Here is a 26,487-nt window from a genome sequence, read left to right as displayed (position 1 = left end):
GTTTCGCAACTCAAAATTAGAATTATACAGGCCTTTTTTGTATATTATTTGTTCGGACAGTTATGTTACTTCATCTACAAATGTTTTTTATTCCAAAGAAAAAAACATTACTTTTGACTCTAATGAAAAAAGTTCGTCACAGTTTAGTTTTACTTTTATGCTTAATGGTATTTATTACCTCAAGTGGCATGGCTGTAAACTTGCATTATTGCGCTGGCGAATTACAAAATATCAGCTTAAATGCTAATAATAAAGATTGTGGAATGCAACAAAATCGTATATCAACAAAGGATTGCGATAATTACAGCCAACAATCATCTCTAAAGAAAATTGATACTTGTTGCCAAGATCATCAAGTTTCTGCAAAAACAGATAACAAAAACACATCTGTTAAATCTAAAAACGAAACAGTTTTTAGCAAATCTTTCACTTTCATCAGCAATTACTTTACCTCTTTATTCAGTTTTAGCTCAGATAAAGTTGAAGAAAAAGAAGAAGAAAAAGAGATTTCTGTTTTCCCCCTACTTAAACAAGGTTTATACATCTTGTTACAACAATTCCGTAATTAGAATTTAATTCCCTTTTACTTCGTTAAAGAAGTTTAAAAATTCTAACAGCATCTTTTGTGCTGATTTCTTTTATTTTATTTCATTTTCAAATGATTGAGAAACTGATTTCATTATCGCTTCGCAATAGATTTATAGTACTGCTAATTGCAGTTGTTATTTTCGGTTTTGGTGTGTTTGCTGTTCAAACAAACAAAATAGACGCTATACCAGATTTATCCGAAAATCAAGTTATTGTGTTTACAGAATGGCAAGGCCGTAGTCCGCAAATTATTGAGGACCAAATTACCTATCCTTTAGTAACCGGCTTACAAGGCATCCCAAAAGTAAAATACGTTAGGGCCAACTCCATGTTTGGGATGAGTTTTATTTATGTGATTTTTAAAGACAATGTCGACCCATATTGGGCTCGATCAAGGGTTTTAGAAAAACTGAGTACCGTAAATAATACTTTACCAAATGGTGTTGCACCAACTTTAGGTCCAGATGGAACAGGGGTTGGCCATGTTTTATGGTACACTTTGCAAACTAAGGGAATGAACCTTGGCGAGCAAAGAGCCTTACAAGATTGGTATGTTAAATTTGCTCTCCAAAATGTTGATGGAGTTAGTGAAATAGCGTCTTTTGGAGGTTTCCAAAAGCAATACCAAATCACTATTGACCCAAATAAACTAACTTACTTTAAAGTTGGTGTTAATGATATTATGGATGCCGTTAATAACAACAACAACGAAGGCGGTGGTCGTAAGTTTGAATTGAGCGATATGGGCTATATTATCAAAACTTCTGGATACCTAAAATCTATCGAAGAAATTGAAAACTTAGCGGTTAAAACCAGCCAAACCATCCCAATTAAAATAAAAGATATTGCAAATGTGCAAATGGCTAGCGAAAGTAGGTTAGGTATTTTTGATTTAAACGGTGAAGGTGAAGCTGTTGGTGGTATTGTAGTAATGCGTTACGGCGAAAATGCAGATGAAGTAATAACAAGAGTTAAAGCTAAAATGGATGAGGTAGCTAAAGGCTTGCCAGAAGGTGTAAGTTTTAATATTGTTTATGATAGAAGCGGTTTAATTAAAGAATCTATAAATAGCATCAGAAATATATTAATTGAAGAAATTATAGTGGTTTCTATTATTGTGTTTGTTTTTCTTTTACACTGGCGAAGCGCAATCAGTATTGTTATACAAATACCAATTACTATTGCTGCAAGCTTTATACTGCTCAATGCTTTTGATATCAGCTCAAATATTATGTCTTTAACAGGTATTGCATTAGCCATTGGTGTTATTGTAGATAACGGAATTATTATGTCAGAAAATGCTTATAAACAGCTATCTGTACGTCAGGAGGAATTAAATAACGAAAATCTAAAATCGGAATAACATGAGGAATATATTCAAAAGAACTTCCGTAAATAACACAGTTAAGCTTGATGATAAAGAGCGTTTAACAATAATAGAAAAAGCTTGTAAGCAGGTTTCTCGTGGTGTTTTTTATTCAACCATTATTATCATCACTTCTTTTTTACCTGTTTTTTTATTAACAGGGCAAGAAGGTAAACTTTTTCATCCATTGGCATTTACAAAAACCTTTATATTAATGGTTGATGCCTTATTAGTGGTTACCCTCGCTCCTGTTTTAATATCCTTTTTTATGAAAGGGAATTTTAAACCAGATAACCACAATCCAATTAATCGTTTTTTAGAGCGTATTTACGAGCCTACAATTAAAGCTTGTTTAAAATATCGTAAAACTACAATTGGTATAAATATTTTGGCTTTACTCATTAGTATTCCTTTGCTTTTTAGTTTAGGAAGAGAATTTATGCCTCCGTTAGATGAACAATCAATTCTTTTTATGCCCGTAACCCTCCCAGATGTTTCTAATTCCGAAATAAAACGGATTTTGCAAGTACAGGATAAAATCATCAAATCTACTCCGGAAGTTGCGCAGGTGCTAGGAAAAGCTGGTAGAGCAAATACAGCCACAGATAACTCACCATTGAGCATGATTGAGACCATTATTCAGTTAAAACCAAAAAGCGAATGGCGGGAAGGAATGACTAAGAAGAAAATTATTGATGAATTAGATGCAAAATTACAAATACCTGGTGTAGTAAACGGTTGGACCCAACCTATCATCAATCGCATAAACATGCTTTCTACAGGTATCAGAACAGATGTTGGTATTAAAGTTTATGGACAAGATTTAAAAGAAATTGCCAAAGTTGAAGAACAAATTAAAGGTAAACTAAAAGGAATAAACGGTATTAAAGATTTATATGTAGAACCCGTAACAGGCGGAAAATATTTAGAGCTAAACATTAATAGAGAATCTTTAACTCGTTATGGGTTAAGTATTAATGATGTAAATAAAACAATTGAAGTGGCTTTAGGAGGAGTTCCTTTTGCTAATACAATTGAAGGAAGAGAACGTTATGGAATTGCCATTAGATTAGGCGAAGATTACAGGAATAGTATTGAAAAATTAAAAAGAATTCCTATTAACTCTGTTGATGCTGGTGTAATACCACTTTCTAATGTGGTAGATTTTTCTTTTGCTGATGGCCCACCTATGATCACCTCAGAAAACGCATTGCTGCGTGGTGCTGTAATGTTTAACGTAAGAGACAGAGATTTAGGCACAACCGTTCAGGAAGCTATTAAAGCCCTAGACACAGATCTTAATTTACCTAAAGGTTACTTTATAGAATGGAGCGGACAATATGAAAACCTTATAAGGGGAGAAAAAACATTGCTCTTAATTATGCCCGTTGTGTTAGTGATTATTTTGTTAGCGCTATACTTAGCATTCAATTCTTTAAGAGAAGCTTTCTTAAGTTTGGTAACCATACCTTTTGCTTTAATTGGCGGGGCTTATATGGTTTATTTTTATGGAGTTAACTTATCTATAGCAGTTGCGGTTGGTTTTATTGCACTATTTGGAATTGCAGTAGAAACTGGAGTAGTGATGGTAATTTATTTAAACGATGCCATGCAACAATTGGTTAAAGAAAAAGGAAACTCTAAAGAAACTATAACTAATGATGACATAAAAGAATATGTAATTAAAGGTGCGGCTAAACGCCTCAGACCTAAAATTATGACAGTTTGTGTGGCTTTATTTAGCTTAGTTCCTGTTTTGTGGAGCAATGGCGTAGGTAGTGATGTAATGCTGCCTATTGTTTTACCAATGATTGGTGGAGTGTTAACTTCATCTACACATATTTTATTGGTAACACCACTTATCTTCTTAATGACAAAAGAATATGAACTTAAAAAATTCGGAAAAATGGAGGTGCTTGATGTTAAACATTAAAAACATATTTGTTTTGCTTTCGCTGATGTTCTTGGTGCAAATTAATTTGTTTGGACAAAAATCGATGACCATTGATTCTGTTTTAAAAGCTGTGGAAACAAACAACCCGTCATTAAAAATATACGACGAACAAGTTAAGCAACAAGATGCTTTAATAGAAAGTGCAAGTGCTTGGAAAGCGCCAATGTTAGGAATTGGTTCTTTTATGACGCCTTATAATAACTTTAGTAGAGCAAACAACTTAAGAGATGGTTCTTTTATGCTTACCGCCGAACAGGAAATACTTAACAAAAGCAAAAAGAATAGCGAAGCCGCTTATTTAGCTGCCCAATCTGTAATTACATTAGCAGCAAAAAACAATAATTTAAATGAGCTTAAGGCTTTAGCAAGGTCCTTTTTTTACGATGTTGTTGTAGAACAAAAGAAGGTTGAACTTATCAATAAAAATATTGAAATATTAAGCAACCTTAAAAAGTTGGCAAACATCAGATATACCTATAACAAAGCAGATTTAGATCAAATTTACAGTTTAGACGCTAAAATATATGATGGACAAAATAAACTAACTGCTGCATTAGCAAATATCCACATTGGTAAAATTAGACTAAATGTTTTAATGAATAAGCCATACAATGCACCTATCAGTATAGATACCAGCTTAAACATTGTGCATTTTGTTATTAAAGATATAAATTCCATGGTTGCAAACAGAAGCATCGTAAAACAAGCTGATGCACAAATCCAGAGCGTTAATTTAGCTAAAAAAATGATTGCTAATGAAGCTAAGCCCGATTTTAACATCTCTTTTAACCACATGCTTGCCTACAACAACCAAATGCCTAATCAATTTTCTTTAATGGCGGGCGTAAGTATTCCTATTGCACCTTGGGCTGCAAAAGGATACAAAAGTAAGTTAAAAGCAAATGAGTTTGAAAGTAATGCACTTAGGTTAGAAAGAGACAATTTAGTAAATCAATTAAATGGGATGATTAAAAGTAGCGAACAACATTTATTACATCTTAATTCGGAACTTGAAACTTACAAAAATAAAATATTACCATCTCTAAACAAGAGTTACGAGGTGATGATGTTAAATTATCAGGAAAACAAAAAAGAATTAAGCGAAGTATTAACAGGCTGGAAAGATTTAAATGATGCGCAAATTGACTATTTAAACCTTTATAATGAATATTTTAAAATGTATGTAGAATATGAGAAAAATGTGGAGAGATAGTTTAGAAGAGTCAAGAAGAACGTATCAAGAATCAAGAGCCTATATGATAGAGAGGTATAAGCATCAAGTATCAAGAGCACTTAAAATTAGCTGCTTACTACTCACAATTTTTCTATTTTCTTGTAATTCTACTGATAAAAACATTTCGGAAAGTGCAACATACACTTGCTCTATGCATCCAGAAATTGTAGAAGACAAACCTGGAACCTGCCCAATTTGCGGAATGGATTTAACAAAGATTCACACTAAAACAGCAATTAATCTAGAGGTTGACTCTTCTGTTATGAACGCTTTAAGTGCAAATAACGATTCTTTCACCAATAATTTGGAAACTATTGTTGTTAAAGAATCTACGTTAAAACCATCTGTAAATTTAAACGGAACAATCACTTATAATAGCAACCAAATAAAAACCATTTCTGCAAGAGTAAGTGGTAGAATTGAAAAAAGTTATGTAAAGTATAATTTTGAACCCATTAAAAAAGGACAACTCTTATTAAAAGTTTATAGTCCAGAATTATTGGCTATTCAGCAAGAGTTACTTTATTTAAAATCTAAAAATGAAAACGCTTTATTAAATCAAACTAAAACAAAGTTATTATTGTTAGGCGTCTCAAATCAGCAAATAAATAAAGTTTTAAAAAGTGGTAAAGCAGATGATACCATAAATATTTATAGTAATTACAGTGGTTATTTACTAAATGCAAGCACTGATAGTAATGATGATTTACAAACTGCAAACACCACTTTAATGTTAACCGATGGCTTATATATTAACACTGGAGATTTATTGTATAAAGTTTTTAATGATAATGAGTTATGGGCTATTTTCTACACAAATACTTCAGAAAGTGAATGGGTGAAAAGTGGCGATAAAATAGAACTCACAATTGATAAAAAAAACATAGCGGGTAAAGTAAGTTTAGTGCAGCCATTTTATAAAAACAACCAAAACTTAACCGAAATAAGAGTTGTTTTAAATAATAGAAATAACCAATTTAAAATTGGGCAATTAGCCAATGCAACTGTGAGCCAAAATAGCATTACTGGAATATGGATTCCGGAAGCAGCAGTTTACCAATTGGGCGAAAAGAGTATTGTTTTTATTAAAAAAGATCAAGTTCTAAAAGCCATTACAATAAATGTTACTGCTAAAGCAAATAAGCAAGTTTTGGTGAAAGACTTAAAGCCAGGTGATGAAATTGCAAATAATGCCAGTTATATGATTGATAGCGAAAGCTTCATAAAAATAAATACTAATGAATAAAATAAAAGGAATATTATTTTTGCTTTTGTTTGTGATTTTAGCTTGCAAACAAAAAACAGCAGATAATCATCAACATACGGAGGCATCTGTTATTTACACTTGCCCAATGCACCCACAAATTATCCAAGATAAGCCTGGTATTTGCCCTATATGTAATATGGATTTGGTTAAAACGCAATTTGTAAATTCTGATGAAATAATTTTGGATGAAAATCAAATTAAATTGGCAAATATTAAAACCCAAAAATTGGGCACATCAAATTATGAAAACAGCAAATTACTTAATGCTAGGGTAATTGCCAACCCAGAAAATGTTTATACCGTTGCCAGTAAATTTAATGGTAGAGTTGATAAATTGTACTATCAAGAAGTAGGTGTTTTTGTAAATAAAGGTGCATTGCTTTATAAAATTTACAGTGAAGATTTATTAAGTATGCAAAAAGAGTATTTATTAAATAAAAAACTAAGTAATGAATTTCCTGATGAAAATATTTATAAAAAACTTTTTATTGCCAGTAAAAATAAACTTGAATTATATGGTTTAAATCAGCAACAAATTGCAAGAATAAATGATAAAAATACACAGCCATATATTTCTGTTTATGCTCAAAATAGTGGTATAATAACAGAAATAAGCATTACTGAAGGCGAATACTTGAGTGAGGGAATGCCTGTATTAAGAATGGAAGACCTTAGTAATATTTGGGTTGAAGCACATTTGTATAGTAATGAAATTTCGAATGTAAAAGTTGGAAATGCAATCACCATACAGGTTGAAAATTTTGAACCACAAAAAGCAAAAGTGGATTTTTTAAGTCCTCAATTAAATGCTAACAGTCAAATTATTACGTTAAGAGCTAGTTTAAATAACACTAATAATAAATACCTTATTGGCATGAAAGCTACGGTGAAATTAATTAGAAACTCAAGTAAAGATGCCTTAAGTTTACCTACTAATGCTGTTATTAGAAATAATGAAGACACTTATGTTTGGGTGAAAGAAAATGATAGCTTTAAACGTAAAGAGGTTGAAATTTCATCAGAAAATGAAAACTCGGTTCTTATAAAATCTGGACTAAATAATGGCGAAGAAGTTGTAGTTAGCGGAACATATTTGTTAGACAGTGAGTTAAAACTCAGAAAAGGAAAAAACAATTAATAAATAGTAATCAATAAAATTAAAAATCAAATGAAAAATCAAATTTTAGGCTTAGCCTTTATCGGATTAATTTCTACAACTTATGCTTGTACCAATCCAACAAAAACAGTAAACGAAGAAACAGCTTCAACAGAAACAGAACAGGTTGCTGTAAATCCAAAATTTACTGATGCTAAAGTAAATGAAGTTTACCAGCACTACATTCACCTAAAAACTGCTTTGGTAAATAATGATAATAAAGAAGCTGAAATGGGCGCAAAAATGCTTCAAAAAGCGATGAGTGACGCTGAAATAGATACCAAATCTATTGATGCAGTTGTTGCCGTTAATAATGTTGAAACAAAAAGAGCAAAATTTAACGACTTATCTAATGAATTAGCTTCTGTTTTTAAAAAATCAAAGTTAGAAAGTGGTATCGTTTACAAACAATACTGCCCAATGGCAAATGATGGTAAAGGCGGTTACTGGTTAGCTAGCGAAAGCAAAATCAAAAACCCGTATTATGGCGAAAAAATGCTAGGATGTGGAAGTATAGAGGAAGAAATTAAGTAAAAAAAAGCCTGAATATTGTTTAATTAGCAACAAATTCAGGCTTTTTTTTATCGATTAGTTGTTTGAAGAAAGTAAATCTATATACCAAAAACCTAAGTTTACAGGCTGTTTAGCAAAATCTTGCAAACAACTATCATCTGTATTTTTTGGTGCTGCATAAGCTTTATAAATTTTTTCTCCTAATAAATATTTTATAGGATTTTTAAATATCGGCCCATCAAATGCAAAAGTGTGAAATTCTCCATTTTCGCCACAAACATCAATATCTTTTGGAAAGGTTGCAATTAAATTACGGTCAATCTCCTCTCCTACTAAAAAACCTAATCTTTCTTGTGTACAGGCAATTACGGTTTTAAAGCCTAATTCTAAAAACTCATTTATCAACAAGGTTGTTTCTCCTTTCCACAAGGGGAAAATTGCTTTTAAACCAACTTCGGCTAACTTATCTTCTCTATACTTCTTTAAATCCTCCAAAAAAATATCTCCGAAAATAGAATGTGTAACGCCCTCAGCTTTTAATTTTTCTAAATGGTTACGCATAATATTGTCATAGGTTGACATATCTGGCATTTCTGGTAATCTAATTTCGTATAACGGAATTCCAATTTCTTTTGCTTGTTGTAAAAGTAATTCATGCCTTACACCATGCATAGAAATTCTATTCACAGCATCATTTATAGAGGTTACCAAATACTTTATTTCCAATTCAGGATTTTGAAGACAATGGTATAATGCTAATGCCGAGTCTTTGCCACCACTCCAGTTAAAAATACATTTAATCTTTTCCATTTTTTATTAAATCTGCTACTAAAGCAGGTACTCCTACACTTGCTTTTTCTTCAATTCTTATTACTTTATTAGAAATATTAACTGGTGGAATTTTTGGATCAACCACGTAAACTGGGATATTGGGTTTAACCAAATCTAGTAAACCTGCCGCTGGGTAAACTGCTAAAGAGCTACCAACTAAAATCACAATATCTGCTTGTGGCATTTCATGCATTGCTTTACTAATCATGGGTACAGCTTCTCCAAACCAAACTACATTTGGCCTAAGTTGCGAACCTAACTCGCAATAACTCCCCATTTCAATACAATCGCTTTCTAATTTATAAAGTAAAGCTGGGTTTTTAGATGAACGAGCGTAAACTATTTCGCCATGTAAATGCATTATAGCTTTTGAACCTGCCCGCTCATGTAAATCGTCTATATTTTGGGTAATAATGAGTGTATCAAAATGCTTTTCTAATTCGGCTAAAGCCAAATGAGCAGCATTGGGTTTTGCCTCTAAAACTGATTTTCTGCGTTCGTTATAAAAATTTTGAACCAAAATAGGATCTCGTTGCCAAGCTTCTGGTGTTGCCACGTCTTCAATATTATAACCTTCCCACAAACCATCTGCATCTCTAAAAGTATTTAAACCACTTTCGGCAGATATTCCGGCACCTGTTAATATGATAATTTTCTTTTTCATAAATTTTTAATCAAAAAAAAAGCGATGATGACCATCGCTTTTTTAAATATGTTTTTTGAAAAATTAAGCAGTTACTTTGCTTTCTTTTAATACTGAAAATTTAGCTTTTGCCATTTCAAAACCTCCATAAAGTACAGCTCCAAAAACCAAATTACCTAATAATAGGTTTTTCTCAAAAGGAATTGCTGCTACTAAAGATTGGTAATAACCTGTAATGTCTTTATTATACATTGTGCTACCAAGCCATGGTTGAATATCTGTAATTAACCAGTGTACTAAAACGCCTGCTAAAGATGCTAAGAATACAGAACCAACATTTACCATTTTAATAAAACTACCTATATAAACCATAAATGCAAAACAAGCATAAACTACAGCAAAACCACCATAAAACAATGTCCATTCGCCAGTATAGCTGTAATTAATTAAAATATCACTAACAAACAAGGTAAATAAAGGCACAAAATAAGCTTTAAATCTATTTTTAAAATGTGTACCTGCAAATAAAGCAATTGCACCAACTGGTGTAAAATTAAACCATTCTACATTACCAGTTAAAGGTATAAAGCGTGTTATTGCTGCTGCTATGATTATAAAAACAAGAACCCAGTTTCTAACGTTTAAGTTTTTTAATGACATATTTTTATTTTGAAACGTAAAAATACTAAATCTTTTTAGGGATTTAAAATTTACTTATTTAAGAATATAATCTTTGAAGGTATTACACCAGCCGTAATTTTATATTTTAATTTACCATCTTCACCAAAACAATAAACCTGCCCATTACTAGCGTAATTTTTTGCATCGCAAACAAAGAAAAGTTTATTTACAGAATCATAAGTTAAACCATATGGTGTTGTAATTTTTGCTTCATCAGAGATATCAGTAATTATATTTTCACTAATAACCGCATCTGTACTTAAATCATATAATTTAATTCCTTTTCCAGATGTAAAATAAGCCTTAGTTCCATTAATAACCATATTACCGCCTGTAAACTCTTTACTTGAAGTTACAACATCTGTTTTACTATCAATAATGGTTAATGATGGTTTAATATTCCCATAATTTCCTGTAGATTTTACGTAAATTTTTCCGTCAGCTGTAGCTTTTACTCCACCTGGGTTTAATACAACTTCAATTTTTTTAATCTCTGTTAAAGTAGTAAGGTCAACTACAGATACAGTTTTATCGTAATTTGGGTAACTTAATCCACCCGAATTTGCAACATAAAGCTTATTGTTAGCAATTGCCATTTGCTCTGGGTTTCTACCAACAGTAATGTATTTTTCAATAGCTAAACTTGCGGTATCAATAACTGCAATGGTGCCATCGTAAGAAGAAACAAAAGCTTTGTTTTTGTTAAATACAATATAGCGTGGTTGTCTGCCAACTCCGTTATTTTTAAAATCTAACTGTTTTATACTTTTAACCGTTTTAGCATCAACAACTTCAACTGTATTTGATACGTTTACTACGATATACATTTTAGATCCATAAACTTGTATATCATTACCAGTATCTCCTAAACCTCTACCATTTTTTTGTGCAAAAAAGCCATTTACAACAGAACCATTTTCTAAGTTGTAATAACTTAAACTAGCATTGTTAGAGTTAAAACCACCTTCGTTTAAAATATAATAGCCAGACCTTACGGCAGGAAGTTCCTCAAAAACTTCATCTTTTGTACAGCTGCTAATTGTTAATACTGCGGTTAAAGCTACTAATAGCGTTTTTAAATTGTAATTAATTGTTTTCATGATTTTATATAATTGTTTTAATTGTTAAACGGATGGATGTTCCGGGCATAGGAAAGCTCCTAATGATGGAATAATTTAAATTGAAAATATTGTTGACTTCTGCGGTAAGCATCAAAGGTTTATTATATAATTTTGTTCTATAATTTGTAGAAATATCACTCACAGAAAAACCTTTTACAAAATATTCAGGCGTATTGTCTCCTAAATAATACCTGCCAGAAGAAAATATTTGGTTATAAAACACACCCCATCTATTTTTTTGTATGCCCGTATTAAATGAAATTGTATGTTGCGGTGTATAAGGGATTTGATTGTTATAAACGGATTCAGTTGGATTTGTTTTATCTAAAGCTTTTTGGAAAGTATAGTTTAAACTAGTTTCTAATAATAAATTTTTATTGAAATTATAATTTGCTTTCCCGCTAAAATCAATGCCATAAATTGCTACTTTCCCCAAATTATACATTGTCCAAATAAATAAATCTTTGTTTGGCAACGATATAATTTTGTCTTTTATATGGTTATAATAAAAATCGGAACTTAAAGAATACCAAGAAAACTTTTGGTTTGTAAATTTATCATAAACTAACCCAACATTATATTGAGACGCCCTTTCTGGATTTAATTTGCGATTTCCAAAATTGGTGAAATACAAATCATTAAATGTTGGATACCTAAAAACATCTTTATAAAAGCTTCTTACTGTTAAAGATGGGGTAGCTTGGTAGCCAATTGAAATAGTGGGAGAAAAAATAGTTCGCTCGGGAGATACATTACCTGTTTTTACTTTTTCTTTAATGTAAGTATTGAGCACATTTCCTTCTATCGTAATTTTTTTTAGTTGATATTTACCACCCAATACCTGTAAAATTGTATGACGTGTAGGGTATGCGTATCCAAATAAATTTGTGTAAAGTGTAGTTACAAAAACATCAGCGGCGTAGTTAAATGTTAAATTCTTTACGGGCTGGTAAGTTGTAGCAGCAGATTGGTAAAATTCATTTTGTATGTAAGTATTATCCAGTTCTCCAATCTGATTCAAATAATCTGGATCATTGTATCTTGTATAATTTCTAGAATATTTGGTACATAACAGTAAATTCCATTTTTCATTCAGTCTTTGGGTAAATCTTGCTTGTGTATAAAAGTCTTTGTTCCACAAACGTTGTCTGCCTGCTGGATTGTAGAATATAACCGCATTAGGTAATCCCCTTTCAGAATCGTAATAATTTGCCCTTATCTCTAGCAATCCATTTTCCCCTACACCCCCTCTTAAACCAGCGTCTAATTGCAATGCATTAATCTTTGCGTTTTCCCGAGTAGATAATGTGTCAGAACCATCGCCAATCACCTGAAATCTATAATTTCCTACCGCTTTTTGCAGAGAACTATTTACATTAAAAGTCCAATTAGCATTTATTTTTTGATCGTATTGGAGAACAGGATTTATCAGTCCGAAGGAACCACCGGTATATTTCAACATCAGCTTATTGGTTCTTCCGGCATCAAACGAAGGCGCTTTTGTTTTGATAACAATTAAACTTGCAGAAGCAAATGAGCGGGCGTTTGTCAACAAATCATCTGGTTGTGCTAAGTTTAAAGAAATGGATTCAATATTGTCCAACATCAATTTCCCTAAATCAATCTGCCCGGTTTGTGCATCGCCAATGTTAATTCCGTCATATTGCACACCCGTATGGTTAGCACCTAAACTACGCACAGAAACGGTTTTTAAACCTCCTATTCCACCGTAATCTTTAATAATCACTCCAGCAAAATTTCTGATCGCATCGGCAACGTTGTAAGAACTTGTTTTTAAGAAAGATGCAGAATCTGCTTTTTGTGTGGCTCTTAAACTCGTTAATGTTTTACTCGTTTTTATGCCAACCTCCTTAATTCTTTGCACAGAATCTACCTGTCCAAAACAGAGTTCTACCGCAAATAAACCAACAAAAGAGAATATAAAAAGAACCTTTTTTAAATACATTTTTACAAATAAGGCTACAGGGAAATAAATTGAAATGAAAACACCTATTTTAATGGGTATTCACATTCAAAAGCTCCAATCCCCGAAAGCTATGAATCAATATGTGTTAAGGCAGGTCTTCTGACTTACTCCCTGCTTTCCGATCTTCCCATCCTCTAATTGCGAACAGTGACCTTTAGAATGAAAAACAGTTTTAGAGCTTACAGCTGCGGGACAGTTTAGGATTTACACCTTATTCCCTTTTAATTTCGTTTACAATAAACGAAAACCATAACGCTGCGAAAGTAATATTTTTAAATTGATAATTATTTTTAATTTTAGAAATCTTGAAATATTAATCTCAAATATTTATATGTTTAAACACATTAAAACCATAATTACGTTTACAATAATTGTTTTTTCTATGATAAAGCCAGCATTTTGTCAAAAAAATAATCCTTTAGATGATGTTTTGGAGAAAAACCCAAATTTATTTGGTGCTATTTTAAATCATCCACAAAAAAACGAAGTACAAATATTATATACCCAAATAAATAGAGATAAAAACAATAAAGCACATTTTAAAACTTACAGTTTTAACCTCAATAATCAACACTATTTTTACCCTGCAAGTACCGTTAAATTGCCAGCTTCAGTTTTTGCTTTAGAAAAATTAAATGAGCTTAATATTGAAAATTTGGATATGAATACGGTTTTAAAAATAGATTCTGCTTATCATAACCAAACAAAAGTAGATAAAGACCTTACATCAAAAAACGGTGAAGCAAGCATTGCAAATTATATCAAAAAAATACTTTTAGTAAGTGACAATGATGCTTTTAACCGAATTTACGAATTTACTGATAGAGCTACCATTAATAAAAAATTAAAAAAATATGGTTTTAAAAACTCCAGAATTATTAACCGTTTATCTGTTGGAGATAATGCCGAAAGTTCAAAACACACAAATCCAATTAACTTCTACAATAACAATAAATTAATTTACACTAAACCAGCCGAATTTGACGCTCATGAATATCCAATTAAACTTAATAACCTGCTAAGAGGTAAAGGATATTTAGGAGCTCACGACAAAGTAATAAATGAGCCATTTGATTTTACAGGCAAAAATGTTTTTCAACTTACAGATCAGCATGAATTTATAAAACGACTTTTTTTTCCTTCATCATTTCCTAAAAACAAGCAGTTTAACTTAAAGCCTAAAGATTATGATTTTTTGTACACTTACATGAGCAAATACCCTACAGAAAATGATTTTCCAAAATATGCTAAACCTAATTATTACCCTGCATACTGTAAGTTTTTGTTTTACGGGGCTGATGAAAGTATGGAAATTAATCCCAACATCAGAATTTTTAACAAAGTTGGTGATGCTTATGGGTACTCACTAGATAATATCTATTTAATTGATTACGAAAACAAGGTTGAGTTTATATTATCTGCTGTTATTCAATCGAATAAGAACGAAATATACAACGATAACAAGTATGAATATGAATCTGTTTGTTTTCCTTTTATGAAAAATTTAGGGCAAAAAATTTACGATTTAGAGCTTAAAAGAGATAAAAAATATTTACCTAACTTTAATTTTATGTTAAATTACAAATAGTTATAAATTTTGGTATAGTTATGGTATTGGTTAAATAAATTAAACAAAAATATGAGAGTATTTAATAAAAAACTATACGCAGCAGAAGATTACGGGGGAGAATTTTCTGTACACAATGCCTATAACCTTTCTGATACAGAAAGAAAAGAGGCCTTAAAAACTAAAATTCACACTATATTTTTAATTGCTTTATCTGCAATTAGTCTTACTTTTTGGATTATATCTCTAAACATATTACCATTCGGACATATTTTTCAATATCTATTGGGTTCAGCAGTATTATCAATTAATATTTTGGTTTTTAAATGGGTGAAACTGTTTTAATAAGTTTCGCTCATTGTTATAAATTACAAAATCAAAACTGATTTATTTCTTAAATCAGTTTATATCTCTTGGTGCTTTCCTCCACCCATCAACATCTAAATTTTTTACATTTTATCTTAATTCAACTATTTTTTCACGTTATTTACTGTGGATGAAAATATTAATAGTTGAAGATGAAAGGGAATTGGCTAATAGTATGCTCAATTACCTACAAAACGAAGATTATTTTTGCGAAATAGCTGGAGATGTTGATGATGCCAGAGCACAAATTAATATTTTTGATTACGATTGTATCTTATTAGACATTATGCTGCCTTATGGTAGTGGTTTAGATTTATTAGCGGAATTAAAAAATGCTGGAAAACAAGATGGAGTGATTATAATATCTGCTAAAGATTCTGTTGATGATAAAATATACTCTTTAAAGCTTGGCGCCGATGATTATTTGGCAAAACCTTTTCACTTGGCAGAGTTAAGTGCTAGAATACAATCCATAATAAGACGAAGAAATTTTAGCGGTTCAAACATTGTAACCTACAAAAACTTGAGTATAGACATGTTATCTAAAGTAACAAAAGTTGATAGTACTGAAATTGAATTAACTAAGACGGAGCTTTCTATTCTTATATTTTTATTGCTAAATAAAAACAAAGTGGTCTCTAAAAATGCAATTGCCGAAAACTTAAGTGGACAATCTGCACTATATTTTGATAACTTTGACATTATATACACACATATTAAAAATTTAAAGAAAAAGTTGGGCAGTGCTGGCGATTATATTAAAACAGTTTATGGTACAGGTTATAAATTAAATTAGTTTGAAATTACTTACATACAGTTCTCAAAAATACTTGTGGTTATCATCATTACTAATCATTTCAAGTATCCCGCTATTTTATTTCGTGGTAAATTCGATTTTTTTAAATGCTACTGATAGATTTTTAGAAAATCAAGCTTATTTAACGCCAAATCATATTAATGAAATTAAAAGTGCTGATGATTTAGAAATTTGGAGAAAACTAGATAAAGATTTAGAAATTACGCTTTACAATCCCCAAAAATTTAATCCAAAACCATACACAGCTCAAGAAATAAATCCGAAAAGTAATAAATTAGAAGATTACAGGCACTTACAAAAGCAACTTCAAATTTTAGGTATTCAACATATAATTACGTATAAAACTTCTTTATTAGAAAAAGAGGATTTGATAAAAAGCATTTTAATGGTGCAAATAGGCCTTTTGCTGTTAATATTTGCAAGTTTTTTAATCATAAACAGAACAATTAGTAAAAAGATTTGGCTCCCATTTAATAAAATTTTAAGTTTTCTTAAAAATTACGAGCTTAATAAAGAAAACAATCCCATTACCGAAAAATTAGATATTGATGAGTTAAATGATTTAAACATAGATATTCAAAACCTACTAAATAGAACAGAAACTACCTATCGTTTACAAAAAGAATTTACCGAAAACGCAGCACATGAATTGCAAACTCCAGTTGCTATCATAAAATCGAAGTTAGACTTACTACTGCAAGAAAAAAACTTAAGTAATAGCCAAAGTATTTTAATAGATCAGATTTATTATGTGCTACAAAAACTAAGTGATTTGAATAAAAACTTATTGTTTTTATCGAAATTAGAAAACCAACAGTTTGATTTTAAAGATGATATAGACACTTTAAAAACTACAGCTAATGCCATAGAAAATTTAAACTTTTTTGCAGAAGCAAAATACCAACAATTGCTTTTTCCTAAACCAGAATCATCTGTTTTAAAAGGCAACCAGCCGTTATTTGATCAGTTATTACAAAACTTATTAATTAATGCAGTTCAATATTCTCCAAAAGGAAGTATCATTCATATTAATTTATCAAAAGATTCTTTAATTTTTATAAATGAAGGCGCTGCGCTTGATTTTGAGGAAGAAAAATTGTTTTCGAGATTTTCTAAGACGATAGAAAAAGAGCAAAAAGGAAACGGATTAGGGTTAGCTATTTCAAAGAAAATTGCTAATGTGCATGGCTTTGATTTAAGTTATGAATACACAAATTCAAAACATCATTTTATAATAAAATTTAATAAACCTAGCCAAACTTAGGTTTGGCTAGGTTTATTTATTATTCTTGTGAAGGAATAAAAACAACTTTTGCTCTCATTGTACCCGGAGGAGTTATTGTTCCGCTACCGTCAGAATTTTGAATTTCTAAAGTAATTCTTTGGTTATTTACAGTGTAACCGTAAGCAATTCCATCATAAGTTTGTGGCACTGGTTCGTAAACATTATCACCAAAACTTACATAAACTAATATTCCATCAAAATCATTCCTATAAATGTCTTCTAGAAAGAAACTAAGGTTTGCAGAATAAGTTCTACCAGCATTATTAGTTGTCCAACTGCTTGCATTCAAATCATAAAATACAGTTTGGTTTGGAGTAGTAAAATACTGCTCTGTTACTTTTCGGCAGCCAGATACACCAAGTATCATCATACCTAATATTAAAATCGATAATTTTTTCATGTGTTATTATTAAAGTAAAATGTGTTTGTTTTATTATTAAGACGTTTATAAATTAAAATGGTTGCATATCATTAAACAAATAATACACCATTAAACTACATTTATTTAAGATTTAACCAATTATGATAATATCTGAACATTTTAGGTAGATTATATTTTACATTAACTGCTTAAATATTAACTTTGGTAACATTAAAACCTTTTATATGCAAGAATTAGATAAAGCAACCAAAGACAGTGTAAACCAGTGGTTAAATGGAAATTATGATGCGCAAACTAAAGCCGAGATTCAAAACTTAGTTGATAATAACGCTATTACAGAACTAACTGACTCTTTTTATAAAAGTTTAGAATTTGGTACCGGTGGATTAAGAGGAATTATGGGTGCAGGTTCTAATCGTATTAATAAATATACAATTGGTGCCGCTACACAAGGTTTAGCAAATTATTTAATTAACAAATACCCAGGCGAAAAAATAAAAGTTGCCATTGCGCATGATAGCAGAAACAATTCTGATGTTTTGGGTAAAATTACTGCTGATGTTTTTTCGGCAAATGGAATTCATGTTTATTTTTTCAAAGCCTTACGCCCTACCCCAGAACTATCTTTTGCAGTACGTGAATTAGGTTGCAAAAGTGGTGTAATGCTAACCGCATCTCACAACCCAAAAGAATATAACGGATATAAAGCTTACGGAGCAGATGGAGGCCAATTTGTAGCACCAGATGATAAATTGGTGATGCAAGAAGTTGCAAAAATAGCCAGTGTTGATGATATTAAATTTACGGCTATACCTGAGAATATCTCTTACATAGGTGAAGAAATGGACGAAGATTACCTAAATAAAATCACCTCTTTATCAGTTTCTCCAGAAGCTATTAAAAGACAAAAAGATTTAAAAATAGTTTTCTCTCCAATTCATGGAACAGGAATAACCTTAGTACCAGCTGCTTTGGAGCGTTTTGGATTTGAGAATGTAATTTTAGTAGATGAACAAACTACTCCTGACGGAAATTTCCCTACAGTAGTTTACCCAAATCCGGAAGAAAAAGAAGCTTTAACCTTGGCACTTAAAAAAGCCAAAGAAACTGATGCCGATTTAGTTTTAGCAACTGACCCTGATGCTGACAGAGTTGGTATTGCGGTTAAAAATTTAAACGGCGAATTTGAATTATTAAATGGCAACCAAACTGGTTGCTTATTGGTAAACTATATGCTAGAAGCTTGGGAAAAAGCAGGTAAATTCACTGGTAAAGAATATGTTATAAAAACTATTGTAACTTCTTATTTAATAGATAAAATAGCCGCATCTAAAAATGTAACCTGCTACAATACCTTAACCGGTTTTAAATTTATTGGTCAAATTATGACTGAGCTAGAAGGTAAAGAAACTTTTATTGTAGGTGGTGAAGAAAGTTATGGCTATTTAGTTGGTGAGTTTGTTAGAGATAAAGATGCAGTAGTTTCTGCTGCTTTTATTGCAGAAATGACCGCTTTTTACAAAGACCAAGGAAGTAGTTTGTATGAAGCCATGATTGACATGTATGTGAAATATGGTTTTTACAAAGAAAAATTAATTTCTATCACTAAAAAAGGAAAAACTGGTGCCGAAGAAATTGTTGCTATGATGGAACGTTTCAGAAACAACCCTCCTTTGAGTTTAGGTGGCTCTAAAGTGGTAACATTAAAAGATTATGGTTTAAGAAAAGAAACCGACTTGACAAACAATAGCACTTCAGAAATTGATTTGCCAAAATCTGATGTTTTACAGTTTATTACTGATGATGGTTGTATTATTTCTGCTCGTCCATCTGGTACAGAACCTAAAATAAAATTTTATTGTAGTGTAAATAAACCTTTAGCAAACAAAGCAGATTTTGATAAAGTTAATGCAGAATTGGAAGAAAAGGTAGATATGATAATGAATGACTTAGCTGTTTAACAGCTAAAATTAAGTAATTTAAAGCTCATATTTACAGCAAATTATTGAGACCAAATTAGAATAAAAAACAGACTGTCACAAAAAAGGCAGTCTATTTTTTTGTTTATTTAAAACGTAAAATATTAGTATTATTTAAAAGCGATAGCCTTAATTGGCGATATACGAGTAACCAATAAAGAAGGAATTAATAAGATAAATAAACATATTAATAGAGTTCCACCATTTATCAATAAAACATCAATAATATCTAATTGTACCGGGATAAATTTCATGTAATAAGACGCTTCATCTAAAGTGAAAAAATGTGTTTGATGTTGTAAATATCCCAACCCAATTCCAAAAATATTGCCTAAAATCATACCTATACCCACTAAATATAATGCATTATAAAGAAATATTTTACGAATTCCCCAATTACTTTCGCCCAAAGCTTTAAGCAAACCAATCATATTGGTGCGTTCTAAAATCATAATCAACAAAGCAGATATCATATTAATAACAGCTACCACCAACATTAAAATCAAAATTACCTGGGCGTTCACATCTAATAAAGAGAGCCAATCAAAAATAATTGGGTAATTATCTTTAACATTTATAGTTTTAATTTGTGGCGGTAAAAAATCGCTTAAGGTATAGGTAAAATAATCTAATCGTTCAAAATCATTTATACGCACTTCATATCCACCAACTTCATTTTCATCCCAATTATTAAGTTTCCTGATTAAAGAAATATCGCCAATTACGTAAGTTTTATCTACCTCCTCAACCCCAGTATTATAAATTCCAACAATCTCAAACTTTCTTTTTCTTAAAGACTCTTGTACAAAATACATCAGAAAATCGTCTCCAACTTTAAGGTTTAGGCGTTTTGCTAAAACTTCAGAAATTATGATTTGCTTTGCAGCTTTTGCACTATCAGAAAAATTAATTGTTTTGCCAGAATTTAATATACCTTTAAAATAGGTCCAATCGTAATCTTTATCAATCCCTTTTAAAACAACACCTTCTACCTCTCCATTAGCTTTTATAATTCCGGGTTTGGTGGCAAAAGGCACAACATGAGCTACTCCGTTAAAATTCCTAGTACTGTCTAAATTACTTTTCTGTAAAAAAAATGGTGAATTCTCGTAAGACGAATTTAAATCGTACCTAACAAATTGTATATCTCCGTTAAAACCCCTAACTTTTTCTCTTATTTCTGATTTAAAGCCTTTTTCAATAGCAACAGAGAGTATCATAACCCCTAAGCCTAGCATAATACCGACTATTGCTATGCGTACAATTAGCTTGGAAAAGGTTCTTTCTGCCTTTAAAGATATTCTGTTGGCTATAAATAATGCTAAATTCAAAAGCTTTTTGTTTATTTTAGTTTCGCAAATATGCAACCATTAATATAAAAACAGAAAAATGTACACTATTAAAAAATTAAAACCATTTCTTTTTATTTTCCCCATTGCAACTCTTTTTGCTTGTAATGCATGTAAAGCATCTAAATTACCTGCAACAGAAGCTCTGGAGACTAATAAAGAGACTAAAAGTATTTTAACTGGTGCAGATCAAACAGAAAAATATATTCCTTTATTAAAAGGTAAAAGAGTAGGATTAGTTTTAAACCAAACCGCCGAAATTAATAATATACCCTTGGTGGATACTTTAAAAAGCCTAAACGTAAATATAAAAGCCATTTTTGGTCCCGAACATGGTTTTAGAGGAACTGCCGATGCTGGTGAAAAAGTAGGTAATTATATAGATAAAAAAACCGGTTTTCCGGTAATTTCTTTATATGGAGCTAAACATGCCCCTTCAAAAGAAGATTTGAAAAACATAGATATCATGATTTTTGATATCCAAGATGTTGGCGTACGTTTTTATACTTATACCATTACTATGGCTTGGGTAATGCAAGCTTGCGCTGATAGTAATGTTCCGCTAATAATTTTAGACCGACCTAACCCTAACGGTGGTTTAATTGATGGGCCTATATTGGATCCAAAGTTTAAATCTGGTGTGGGAATGCATAAAATACCTATTAGCCATGGCTTAACCAGTGGTGAGTTTGCCCAAATGATTAATGGTGAAGGTTGGTTAACTAATGGCGTTAAATGCGATTTAACAGTTATAAAAAACGCAAATTATCAACACAATATGGAGTATGTTTTACCTGTAAAACCTTCTCCAAACCTTCCAAATAATAGATCCATTTATTTGTATCCAAGCCTTTGTATGTTTGAGGGCACTCTAATTAGCCAAGGCAGAGGTACTTTATTTCCTTTTCAGGTTTTAGGGAATCCTCTACTAAAAGGTAAATATGATTTTAGCTTTACGCCTAAAAGTATTGACGGAATGAGTAAAAACCCACCTTTAGAAAACCAAGTTTGCTACGGTATTGATTTTAGGAATATTGATGAACAAAATCTAAGAAGCAATAAAGAATTAGATTTAAAAACTTTGTTGAATTTATATGAAGCTTACCCTAAAAAAGAAGAATTTTTCACTCCTTTCTTTAACAAACTTGCCGGTAATGATATTTTAATGCAACAAATAAAAGATGGTAAAACAGAAGCTCAGATTAGAGCCAGTTGGAAACAAGGTTTAGACGACTACAAAGCGACTAGAAAAAAGTATTTGATTTACAACTAGTCTTTAAATAGAAAAGGAGCTTGAAAATACAATCAAGCTCCTTTTTTATTGAGATAGAAAGAATTATTTATTTTTTGATTTTACAAAATACCAGTATTTATTCTCCTCATTCTTAATCAGTTTAGATTTTTCAAACAAATCGAGCTGGTTATTTTCTTCTAATTTCTTTAAGAAATCTCTTAGTGGTAAACCATCTTTATAATCTTTACTAAAAACTCCAGCTTTAACAAACTCGCCCATTAAATCTTTAGCTTGTATCTCTTTTAATTTCGGATTGAGCTTAAAGTAATCAACCACAATTTGATCCATTGTAATCGCTTTTTGAATATTATGTTCTGATAACATTTATTTTATAATTAATAATACTTTTTTTATTCTACTACCGTATTTTATAGCAGTAATTTAAACTGCGAATTTACTCCTTTTTATTTTACAGTTGATAAAAACTGTTTTAAAATTTTGAAAGCATTAAAACCATATCACTACTAAACAGATTTTTCTTGATTTGATCAAATATAATTTAAAGAATATTGCTTTTGAGAGGTTTTCATCTATTAAGCCTAATTATTATACCTTTGCAACTCCGATAAAAAAAATACAATGAGAATTATATTTATGGGTACGCCCGATTTTGCAGTTGCTTCTTTACAAGCTTTATTAGATGCTAAACAAGATGTTGTAGGGGTAATTACAGCTCCGGATAAGCCTGCAGGGCGTGGTCAAAAAATCAATGAATCTGCGGTGAAGAAATTTGCGGTGGCTAATGACCTAAATATTTTACAGCCCGAAAAACTGAAGAATCCTGAGTTTTTAAAAGAGCTTGAATCTTTAAATGCCGATTTACAAGTGGTTGTAGCTTTCAGAATGTTACCCGAACTGGTTTGGGCGATGCCTAAATATGGTACTGTAAATTTGCATGCTTCCTTATTACCTCAATACAGAGGGGCAGCGCCAATAAATTGGGCAATTATAAATGGCGAAAAAGAAAGTGGAGTTACAACCTTTTTCTTAAAACATGAAATTGACACTGGAGATGTTTTATTTGCTGAAAAAGTAACCATTACAGAACAAATGACAGCCGGAGATTTACACGATTTATTAATGGAAACTGGTGCCACCTTATTAAAAAAAACAGTTTTAGCAATTGAAGCGGGAGACTTTAAAGAAGTGCCCCAATCAAGTATTGAAGCTGGGGAGTTAAAACATGCTCCTAAATTATTTAAAGATGATTGCAAAATAGATTGGAATCAAAGTACCGAAAACGTTTTTAACTTAATTAAAGGATTAAGCCCCTATCCTACTGCTTTTACCACTTTGTTTGATAAGGGTTTAAAAATTTATGTTGTAGAAAAGGAATTAACTACTCCCAATATTGTAGCTGGTGAACACTTAAGTGATGGAAAAACATTTTTAAAAATTGCTACTAAAGATGGCTTTATCCTTTTAAAAGAAATTCAACAAGAAGGTAAAAAAAGAATGTTTATTGACGACTTTTTAAGAGGAATAAGGTTATAAAAGATTTGCATGATTTTTTTAAATACCTAACTGCAAACTATAAATCTAAGATATTCGCCTCAAAATGTGGATTACTTTAAGTGGATAATATTTATTCTTTAACCGCTGTAATCACTTTCACTTCAGCGTCCATTGTTTGAAACACCAATTCCTTCTTACTTAAAGAATTTATTAAAAAAGGAATTGATCTTTTTTGTCCGTTTGTGAGTGTTTCTGTATATCTAATAATTTTATTTTCTAAATGGTATTTACCTTCAGAAATTACTTTTCCGCTTGATACAATTTTACATGCTCCATTTTCATCAAATTGAATATACGGCTGTTGTACCGCAATATTAGCTAGAGGTTTATCTAATGATTTATTGGTGTATTCATAAGAAACGTAATTCCACCGCCCTATTAAATCTTCTTGTTTTACACCAAAAGAACAAGCTGTTAAAAAGGAACAAACTAAGCCTACTAAAAAGACTTTAAAGTTTAAAATTTTCACTCAAAACTAATTAAGACCCCAATTCAACAATTCTATCAAATTCTTCAGCTTTTAAAGTCATCACAGATAATCTGCCTTGGCGAACTAATGACACATCTTTTAAACGTTCATCTTTTTTAATGGTTTCTAAGGTTACTGGGTTTTTTAGGCTTTCTATCGGAGCTAAATCTACCACCACCCATTTCACATCATCAGTTGTTGGATCTTGGTAAAACTCCTTCATTACCTTAGCTATTCCTACAACACATTTTCCTTCATTACTATGATAAAAAAGCACTAAATCTCCCTCTTTCATCTCTTTCATATTGTTACGGGCCTGGTAATTTCTTACACCATCCCAAAACGTTCTACCATCTTTATTAAACTGTTCCCAACTGTATTTAAACGGTTCTGATTTTACTAAAAAATATTGCATGTGTGATATAATGATTGAATGAATGAATTTTGAATGATAGAATAACCTATAACTATGATTAAATACTCCATTATTAATGAACTCTTAAAACTAATGAACCAATTCCTAATGAACTCCTAATACTAATGAACCAATGCCTAATGAACTCATAAAACTAAATTCTAGTGAATTATCTTAAAAATCAACTCTTTTAATAAATCGCCAGGTTCTGTGTTTCCAGTACTATCTACACCTTTTGATTTCAAATCGTATTCTCTTAATAAAGAAACCACTTCAAAAGTTTTACCTAAGCTGTAATTCTTTGCTGCTAATTCGTAATCTTTTAAAAAATATGGATTTACGCCTAATTCTTTTGCTGCTTGAGATTTATCTCTTACATAATGATACTTTAATATTTTTGTAAACCAACCGCTTAAATTACCCAATATCAATACAAAAGGATTGGCTTTAGGGTTGGCTTCAAAATAATTAATAATTTGGTTGGCTTTAAAAACATTTTTACGAGCCAATGCATTTTGCAGTTCAAAAACATTGTATTCTTTACTAATCCCAATATTATCTTGAACTTCTTTAGTGCCAATTTCTTGACCCTTGGGTACATTTAACATCAACTTCTCCAGCTCGTTAGCAACTTTACTTAAATCGTTACCTAAATATTCGGCTAATAAGGCTGAAGCCGTAGGATTAATATGATATCCTTTGCTTTTTATAAAATCATCAATCCAAGCAGGCACTTTATTTTCATAAATACTTGCCGACTCGAATATTAACCCAGATTTTTCTAAAACTTTATAAACTTTTTTACGCTTATCAAATTTACCGTATTTATGGCAAAGCACTAGAATGGTGCTTTTTAGTGGGTTTTCGCAATATGCTTGAAACTGCTCGGCAGCTTTATCAATTTTAAGTTCTTGTGCTTCTTTCACCATCACCAATTGATAATCGCTCATCATTGGGTATCGTTTAGCAGCATTTAAAACCGTCATTATTTCGGCATCTTTACCGTAAAAAATAGTTTGATTAAAACCTTTCTCGGCTTCAGAAAGCACATTTTCTTCTATGCAATCACTAATTAAATCTATATAAAAGCTTTCATCGCCATGCAGTAAATAAATTGGCTTTAGTTTTCTAGCCTTAATGTCTTTGATGATATCCGTTGCAGTCATTATTGGCTAAAATAGAAATATTAATTTTCAAAAATTAGAATGTTGAAAATTCTACCTTATTTTAGCAGAATGTTTAAACCTGTTGCGCTAAATTTACCGCCCTATCCTTTTAAATTACATCAAAAAGAAGATACCTTTTTCATTTTCGATGAACTAAGAAAAAAGGAACTGGTTTTAACTCCAGAAGAATGGGTTAGGCAACATTTTGTTCAGTTTTTAATCCTTCAAAAAAAATACCCCAAAACGTTAATTAAGCTTGAAGGTGGTTTAAGATTGAATAAATTGCAGAAAAGAACTGATATACTAATTTTTAATAAAAACGGAAAAGCAGAGGTTTTGGTAGAATGTAAAGCAACATCTATTAAAATTACACAAGGTGTTTTTGACCAAGCCGCTAGGTACAATATGCTACATAAAGTAAAATATTTAGTAGTGAGTAATGGTTTACAGCACTTTTGCTGTGAGATAAATTATGAAACAAATAGCTATCTATTTTTAGAAGAATTACCAAATTACCAGTCTCTTTAAAAAATAAAAAAACT

Annotated in this window: 26 protein-coding genes and 1 riboswitch; of the genes, 15 read left to right on the top strand and 11 right to left on the bottom strand. The window is 31.0% G+C overall.

Annotated elements, in window-relative coordinates; all coding sequences use genetic code 11:
* Positions 1–122: 122 nt before the first annotated feature.
* From ACFSSE_RS12025 to ACFSSE_RS11995, 7 genes are all read left to right on the top strand, one after another.
* Entirely contained in the window at positions 123–569 is a 447-nt protein-coding gene (locus tag ACFSSE_RS12025; protein WP_379045839.1) for an HYC_CC_PP family protein, read from the top strand.
* A gap of 89 nt (positions 570–658) precedes the next feature.
* Positions 659–1,951 carry an efflux RND transporter permease subunit gene (locus ACFSSE_RS12020; RefSeq protein WP_379045842.1) on the top strand — a complete coding sequence of 431 codons (1,293 nt, stop codon included), beginning with the start codon at positions 659–661 and terminating at the stop codon, positions 1,949–1,951.
* 1 nt (position 1,952) lies between these two features.
* Entirely contained in the window at positions 1,953–3,887 is a 1,935-nt protein-coding gene (locus tag ACFSSE_RS12015) for an efflux RND transporter permease subunit (protein WP_379045845.1), read from the top strand.
* Positions 3,874–5,121 carry a TolC family protein gene (locus ACFSSE_RS12010; RefSeq protein ID WP_379100928.1) on the top strand — a complete coding sequence of 416 codons (1,248 nt, stop codon included), beginning with the start codon at positions 3,874–3,876 and terminating at the stop codon, positions 5,119–5,121. Before ACFSSE_RS12015 ends, ACFSSE_RS12010 begins: the two co-directional genes overlap by 14 nt.
* Entirely contained in the window at positions 5,099–6,388 is a 1,290-nt protein-coding gene (locus ACFSSE_RS12005; RefSeq protein WP_379045851.1) for an HlyD family efflux transporter periplasmic adaptor subunit, read from the top strand. Before ACFSSE_RS12010 ends, ACFSSE_RS12005 begins: the two co-directional genes overlap by 23 nt.
* Positions 6,381–7,547: an efflux RND transporter periplasmic adaptor subunit gene (locus ACFSSE_RS12000; protein WP_379045854.1), complete on the top strand. Its 1,167-nt coding sequence runs from the start codon at positions 6,381–6,383 to the stop codon at positions 7,545–7,547. Before ACFSSE_RS12005 ends, ACFSSE_RS12000 begins: the two co-directional genes overlap by 8 nt.
* Positions 7,548–7,577: 30 nt before the next feature.
* The gene (locus tag ACFSSE_RS11995; protein ID WP_379045857.1) at positions 7,578–8,099 is read left to right on the top strand and encodes a DUF3347 domain-containing protein; all 522 of its coding nucleotides are present in this window, start codon (positions 7,578–7,580) and stop codon (positions 8,097–8,099) included.
* A 54-nt stretch (positions 8,100–8,153) separates the two neighbouring features.
* Here ACFSSE_RS11995 and ACFSSE_RS11990 read toward each other — a convergent pair whose 3' ends face one another.
* The 5 genes from ACFSSE_RS11990 to ACFSSE_RS11970 form a co-directional block, all read right to left on the bottom strand.
* On the bottom strand, positions 8,154–8,888 hold the full coding sequence (locus tag ACFSSE_RS11990) for a Dph6-related ATP pyrophosphatase (RefSeq protein WP_379045860.1): 735 nt from the start codon (positions 8,886–8,888) through the stop codon (positions 8,154–8,156).
* On the bottom strand, positions 8,875–9,573 hold the full coding sequence (locus tag ACFSSE_RS11985; protein ID WP_379045863.1) for an SIR2 family NAD-dependent protein deacylase: 699 nt from the start codon (positions 9,571–9,573) through the stop codon (positions 8,875–8,877). Before ACFSSE_RS11985 ends, ACFSSE_RS11990 begins: the two co-directional genes overlap by 14 nt.
* A 63-nt stretch (positions 9,574–9,636) precedes the next feature.
* On the bottom strand, positions 9,637–10,212 hold the full coding sequence (locus tag ACFSSE_RS11980) for a DUF6580 family putative transport protein (RefSeq protein WP_379045866.1): 576 nt from the start codon (positions 10,210–10,212) through the stop codon (positions 9,637–9,639).
* Between the two features lie 50 nt (positions 10,213–10,262).
* Positions 10,263–11,333, bottom strand: a complete 1,071-nt coding sequence (locus tag ACFSSE_RS11975; protein WP_379045869.1) for a YncE family protein — start codon at positions 11,331–11,333, stop codon at positions 10,263–10,265.
* A 4-nt stretch (positions 11,334–11,337) separates the two neighbouring features.
* On the bottom strand, positions 11,338–13,320 hold the full coding sequence (locus ACFSSE_RS11970; RefSeq protein ID WP_379045872.1) for a TonB-dependent receptor: 1,983 nt from the start codon (positions 13,318–13,320) through the stop codon (positions 11,338–11,340).
* A 93-nt stretch (positions 13,321–13,413) separates the two neighbouring features.
* Positions 13,414–13,608: riboswitch (cobalamin riboswitch) on the bottom strand.
* Positions 13,609–13,723: 115 nt separating this feature from the next.
* Between ACFSSE_RS11970 and ACFSSE_RS11965 the strand changes: the two genes are divergently transcribed.
* The 4 genes from ACFSSE_RS11965 to ACFSSE_RS11950 all read left to right on the top strand — a co-directional run bounded on the left by ACFSSE_RS11965 (position 13,724) and on the right by ACFSSE_RS11950 (position 17,355).
* Positions 13,724–14,929 (top strand): serine hydrolase, encoded by a 1,206-nt coding sequence (locus ACFSSE_RS11965; protein WP_379045875.1) that lies wholly within the window; start codon positions 13,724–13,726, stop codon positions 14,927–14,929.
* Between the two features lie 51 nt (positions 14,930–14,980).
* On the top strand, positions 14,981–15,253 hold the full coding sequence (locus ACFSSE_RS11960) for a hypothetical protein (protein WP_379045879.1): 273 nt from the start codon (positions 14,981–14,983) through the stop codon (positions 15,251–15,253).
* A gap of 151 nt (positions 15,254–15,404) precedes the next feature.
* Positions 15,405–16,070, top strand: a complete 666-nt coding sequence (locus tag ACFSSE_RS11955) for a response regulator transcription factor (protein WP_379045882.1) — start codon at positions 15,405–15,407, stop codon at positions 16,068–16,070.
* Between the two features lies 1 nt (position 16,071).
* Entirely contained in the window at positions 16,072–17,355 is a 1,284-nt protein-coding gene (locus tag ACFSSE_RS11950; protein WP_379045885.1) for a sensor histidine kinase, read from the top strand.
* Positions 17,356–17,374: 19 nt separating this feature from the next.
* Here the strand turns inward: ACFSSE_RS11950 and ACFSSE_RS11945 are convergent, their stop codons facing one another.
* Positions 17,375–17,776, bottom strand: coding sequence for a hypothetical protein (locus tag ACFSSE_RS11945; protein ID WP_379045888.1), 402 nt, complete (start codon positions 17,774–17,776; stop codon positions 17,375–17,377).
* Positions 17,777–17,982: 206 nt separating this feature from the next.
* Between ACFSSE_RS11945 and ACFSSE_RS11940 the strand changes: the two genes are divergently transcribed.
* Positions 17,983–19,719, top strand: coding sequence for a phospho-sugar mutase (locus ACFSSE_RS11940; protein ID WP_379045891.1), 1,737 nt, complete (start codon positions 17,983–17,985; stop codon positions 19,717–19,719).
* A 128-nt stretch (positions 19,720–19,847) separates the two neighbouring features.
* Here ACFSSE_RS11940 and ACFSSE_RS11935 read toward each other — a convergent pair whose 3' ends face one another.
* Entirely contained in the window at positions 19,848–21,068 is a 1,221-nt protein-coding gene (locus tag ACFSSE_RS11935; RefSeq protein ID WP_379045894.1) for an ABC transporter permease, read from the bottom strand.
* A 58-nt stretch (positions 21,069–21,126) separates the two neighbouring features.
* On the opposite strand from ACFSSE_RS11935, the gene ACFSSE_RS11930 reads away from it, so the two are divergent.
* Positions 21,127–22,359: an exo-beta-N-acetylmuramidase NamZ family protein gene (locus ACFSSE_RS11930; RefSeq protein ID WP_379045897.1), complete on the top strand. Its 1,233-nt coding sequence runs from the start codon at positions 21,127–21,129 to the stop codon at positions 22,357–22,359.
* Between the two features lie 63 nt (positions 22,360–22,422).
* On the opposite strand, the gene ACFSSE_RS11925 is transcribed toward ACFSSE_RS11930, so the two are convergent.
* Positions 22,423–22,704, bottom strand: coding sequence for a hypothetical protein (locus ACFSSE_RS11925; protein WP_379045900.1), 282 nt, complete (start codon positions 22,702–22,704; stop codon positions 22,423–22,425).
* A gap of 255 nt (positions 22,705–22,959) precedes the next feature.
* On the opposite strand from ACFSSE_RS11925, the gene fmt reads away from it, so the two are divergent.
* Positions 22,960–23,874: a methionyl-tRNA formyltransferase gene (gene fmt, locus ACFSSE_RS11920; protein ID WP_379045903.1), complete on the top strand. Its 915-nt coding sequence runs from the start codon at positions 22,960–22,962 to the stop codon at positions 23,872–23,874.
* A gap of 91 nt (positions 23,875–23,965) precedes the next feature.
* Here the strand turns inward: fmt and ACFSSE_RS11915 are convergent, their stop codons facing one another.
* The 3 genes from ACFSSE_RS11915 to holA all read right to left on the bottom strand — a co-directional run bounded on the left by ACFSSE_RS11915 (position 23,966) and on the right by holA (position 25,945).
* A complete protein-coding gene (locus ACFSSE_RS11915; protein WP_379045906.1) occupies positions 23,966–24,364 on the bottom strand; it encodes a hypothetical protein in 399 nt (132 codons plus the stop codon).
* 10 nt (positions 24,365–24,374) lie between these two features.
* Entirely contained in the window at positions 24,375–24,779 is a 405-nt protein-coding gene (locus tag ACFSSE_RS11910) for an EVE domain-containing protein (protein ID WP_379045909.1), read from the bottom strand.
* 161 nt (positions 24,780–24,940) lie between these two features.
* Complete coding sequence (holA, locus tag ACFSSE_RS11905; RefSeq protein WP_379045912.1) at positions 24,941–25,945, bottom strand: DNA polymerase III subunit delta; 1,005 nt, start codon at positions 25,943–25,945, stop codon at positions 24,941–24,943.
* Between the two features lie 69 nt (positions 25,946–26,014).
* Between holA and ACFSSE_RS11900 the strand changes: the two genes are divergently transcribed.
* Positions 26,015–26,473, top strand: a complete 459-nt coding sequence (locus ACFSSE_RS11900; protein WP_379045954.1) for a type I restriction enzyme HsdR N-terminal domain-containing protein — start codon at positions 26,015–26,017, stop codon at positions 26,471–26,473.
* The last annotated feature ends 14 nt before the right edge of the window (positions 26,474–26,487 follow it).

Origin of the sequence: Pedobacter alpinus (assembly GCF_042684645.1) — a bacterium.
Lineage (GTDB): Bacteria > Bacteroidota > Bacteroidia > Sphingobacteriales > Sphingobacteriaceae > Pseudopedobacter > Pseudopedobacter alpinus.
The sequence above is the reverse complement of the archived record's forward strand: the minus strand, read 5'-3'. Positions and strand labels throughout refer to the sequence as shown.

Excerpts from the sequence above, each read along its gene's own strand:
- ACFSSE_RS12025 (WP_379045839.1), top strand. The coding sequence starts at position 123 with ATGAAAAAAGTTCGTCACAGTTTAGTTTTACTTTTATGCTTAATGGTA.
- ACFSSE_RS12020 (WP_379045842.1), top strand. The coding sequence starts at position 659 with ATGATTGAGAAACTGATTTCATTATCGCTTCGCAATAGATTTATAGTA.
- ACFSSE_RS12015 (WP_379045845.1), top strand. The coding sequence starts at position 1,953 with ATGAGGAATATATTCAAAAGAACTTCCGTAAATAACACAGTTAAGCTT.
- ACFSSE_RS12010 (WP_379100928.1), top strand. The coding sequence starts at position 3,874 with ATGTTAAACATTAAAAACATATTTGTTTTGCTTTCGCTGATGTTCTTG.
- ACFSSE_RS12005 (WP_379045851.1), top strand. The coding sequence starts at position 5,099 with ATGAGAAAAATGTGGAGAGATAGTTTAGAAGAGTCAAGAAGAACGTAT.
- ACFSSE_RS12000 (WP_379045854.1), top strand. The coding sequence starts at position 6,381 with ATGAATAAAATAAAAGGAATATTATTTTTGCTTTTGTTTGTGATTTTA.
- ACFSSE_RS11995 (WP_379045857.1), top strand. The coding sequence starts at position 7,578 with ATGAAAAATCAAATTTTAGGCTTAGCCTTTATCGGATTAATTTCTACA.
- ACFSSE_RS11990 (WP_379045860.1), bottom strand. The coding sequence starts at position 8,888 with ATGGAAAAGATTAAATGTATTTTTAACTGGAGTGGTGGCAAAGACTCG.
- ACFSSE_RS11985 (WP_379045863.1), bottom strand. The coding sequence starts at position 9,573 with ATGAAAAAGAAAATTATCATATTAACAGGTGCCGGAATATCTGCCGAA.
- ACFSSE_RS11980 (WP_379045866.1), bottom strand. The coding sequence starts at position 10,212 with ATGTCATTAAAAAACTTAAACGTTAGAAACTGGGTTCTTGTTTTTATA.
- ACFSSE_RS11975 (WP_379045869.1), bottom strand. The coding sequence starts at position 11,333 with ATGAAAACAATTAATTACAATTTAAAAACGCTATTAGTAGCTTTAACC.
- ACFSSE_RS11970 (WP_379045872.1), bottom strand. The coding sequence starts at position 13,320 with ATGTATTTAAAAAAGGTTCTTTTTATATTCTCTTTTGTTGGTTTATTT.
- ACFSSE_RS11965 (WP_379045875.1), top strand. The coding sequence starts at position 13,724 with ATGATAAAGCCAGCATTTTGTCAAAAAAATAATCCTTTAGATGATGTT.
- ACFSSE_RS11960 (WP_379045879.1), top strand. The coding sequence starts at position 14,981 with ATGAGAGTATTTAATAAAAAACTATACGCAGCAGAAGATTACGGGGGA.
- ACFSSE_RS11955 (WP_379045882.1), top strand. The coding sequence starts at position 15,405 with ATGAAAATATTAATAGTTGAAGATGAAAGGGAATTGGCTAATAGTATG.
- ACFSSE_RS11945 (WP_379045888.1), bottom strand. The coding sequence starts at position 17,776 with ATGAAAAAATTATCGATTTTAATATTAGGTATGATGATACTTGGTGTA.
- ACFSSE_RS11940 (WP_379045891.1), top strand. The coding sequence starts at position 17,983 with ATGCAAGAATTAGATAAAGCAACCAAAGACAGTGTAAACCAGTGGTTA.
- ACFSSE_RS11930 (WP_379045897.1), top strand. The coding sequence starts at position 21,127 with ATGTACACTATTAAAAAATTAAAACCATTTCTTTTTATTTTCCCCATT.
- ACFSSE_RS11925 (WP_379045900.1), bottom strand. The coding sequence starts at position 22,704 with ATGTTATCAGAACATAATATTCAAAAAGCGATTACAATGGATCAAATT.
- fmt (WP_379045903.1), top strand. The coding sequence starts at position 22,960 with ATGAGAATTATATTTATGGGTACGCCCGATTTTGCAGTTGCTTCTTTA.
- ACFSSE_RS11910 (WP_379045909.1), bottom strand. The coding sequence starts at position 24,779 with ATGCAATATTTTTTAGTAAAATCAGAACCGTTTAAATACAGTTGGGAA.
- holA (WP_379045912.1), bottom strand. The coding sequence starts at position 25,945 with ATGACTGCAACGGATATCATCAAAGACATTAAGGCTAGAAAACTAAAG.
- ACFSSE_RS11900 (WP_379045954.1), top strand. The coding sequence starts at position 26,015 with ATGTTTAAACCTGTTGCGCTAAATTTACCGCCCTATCCTTTTAAATTA.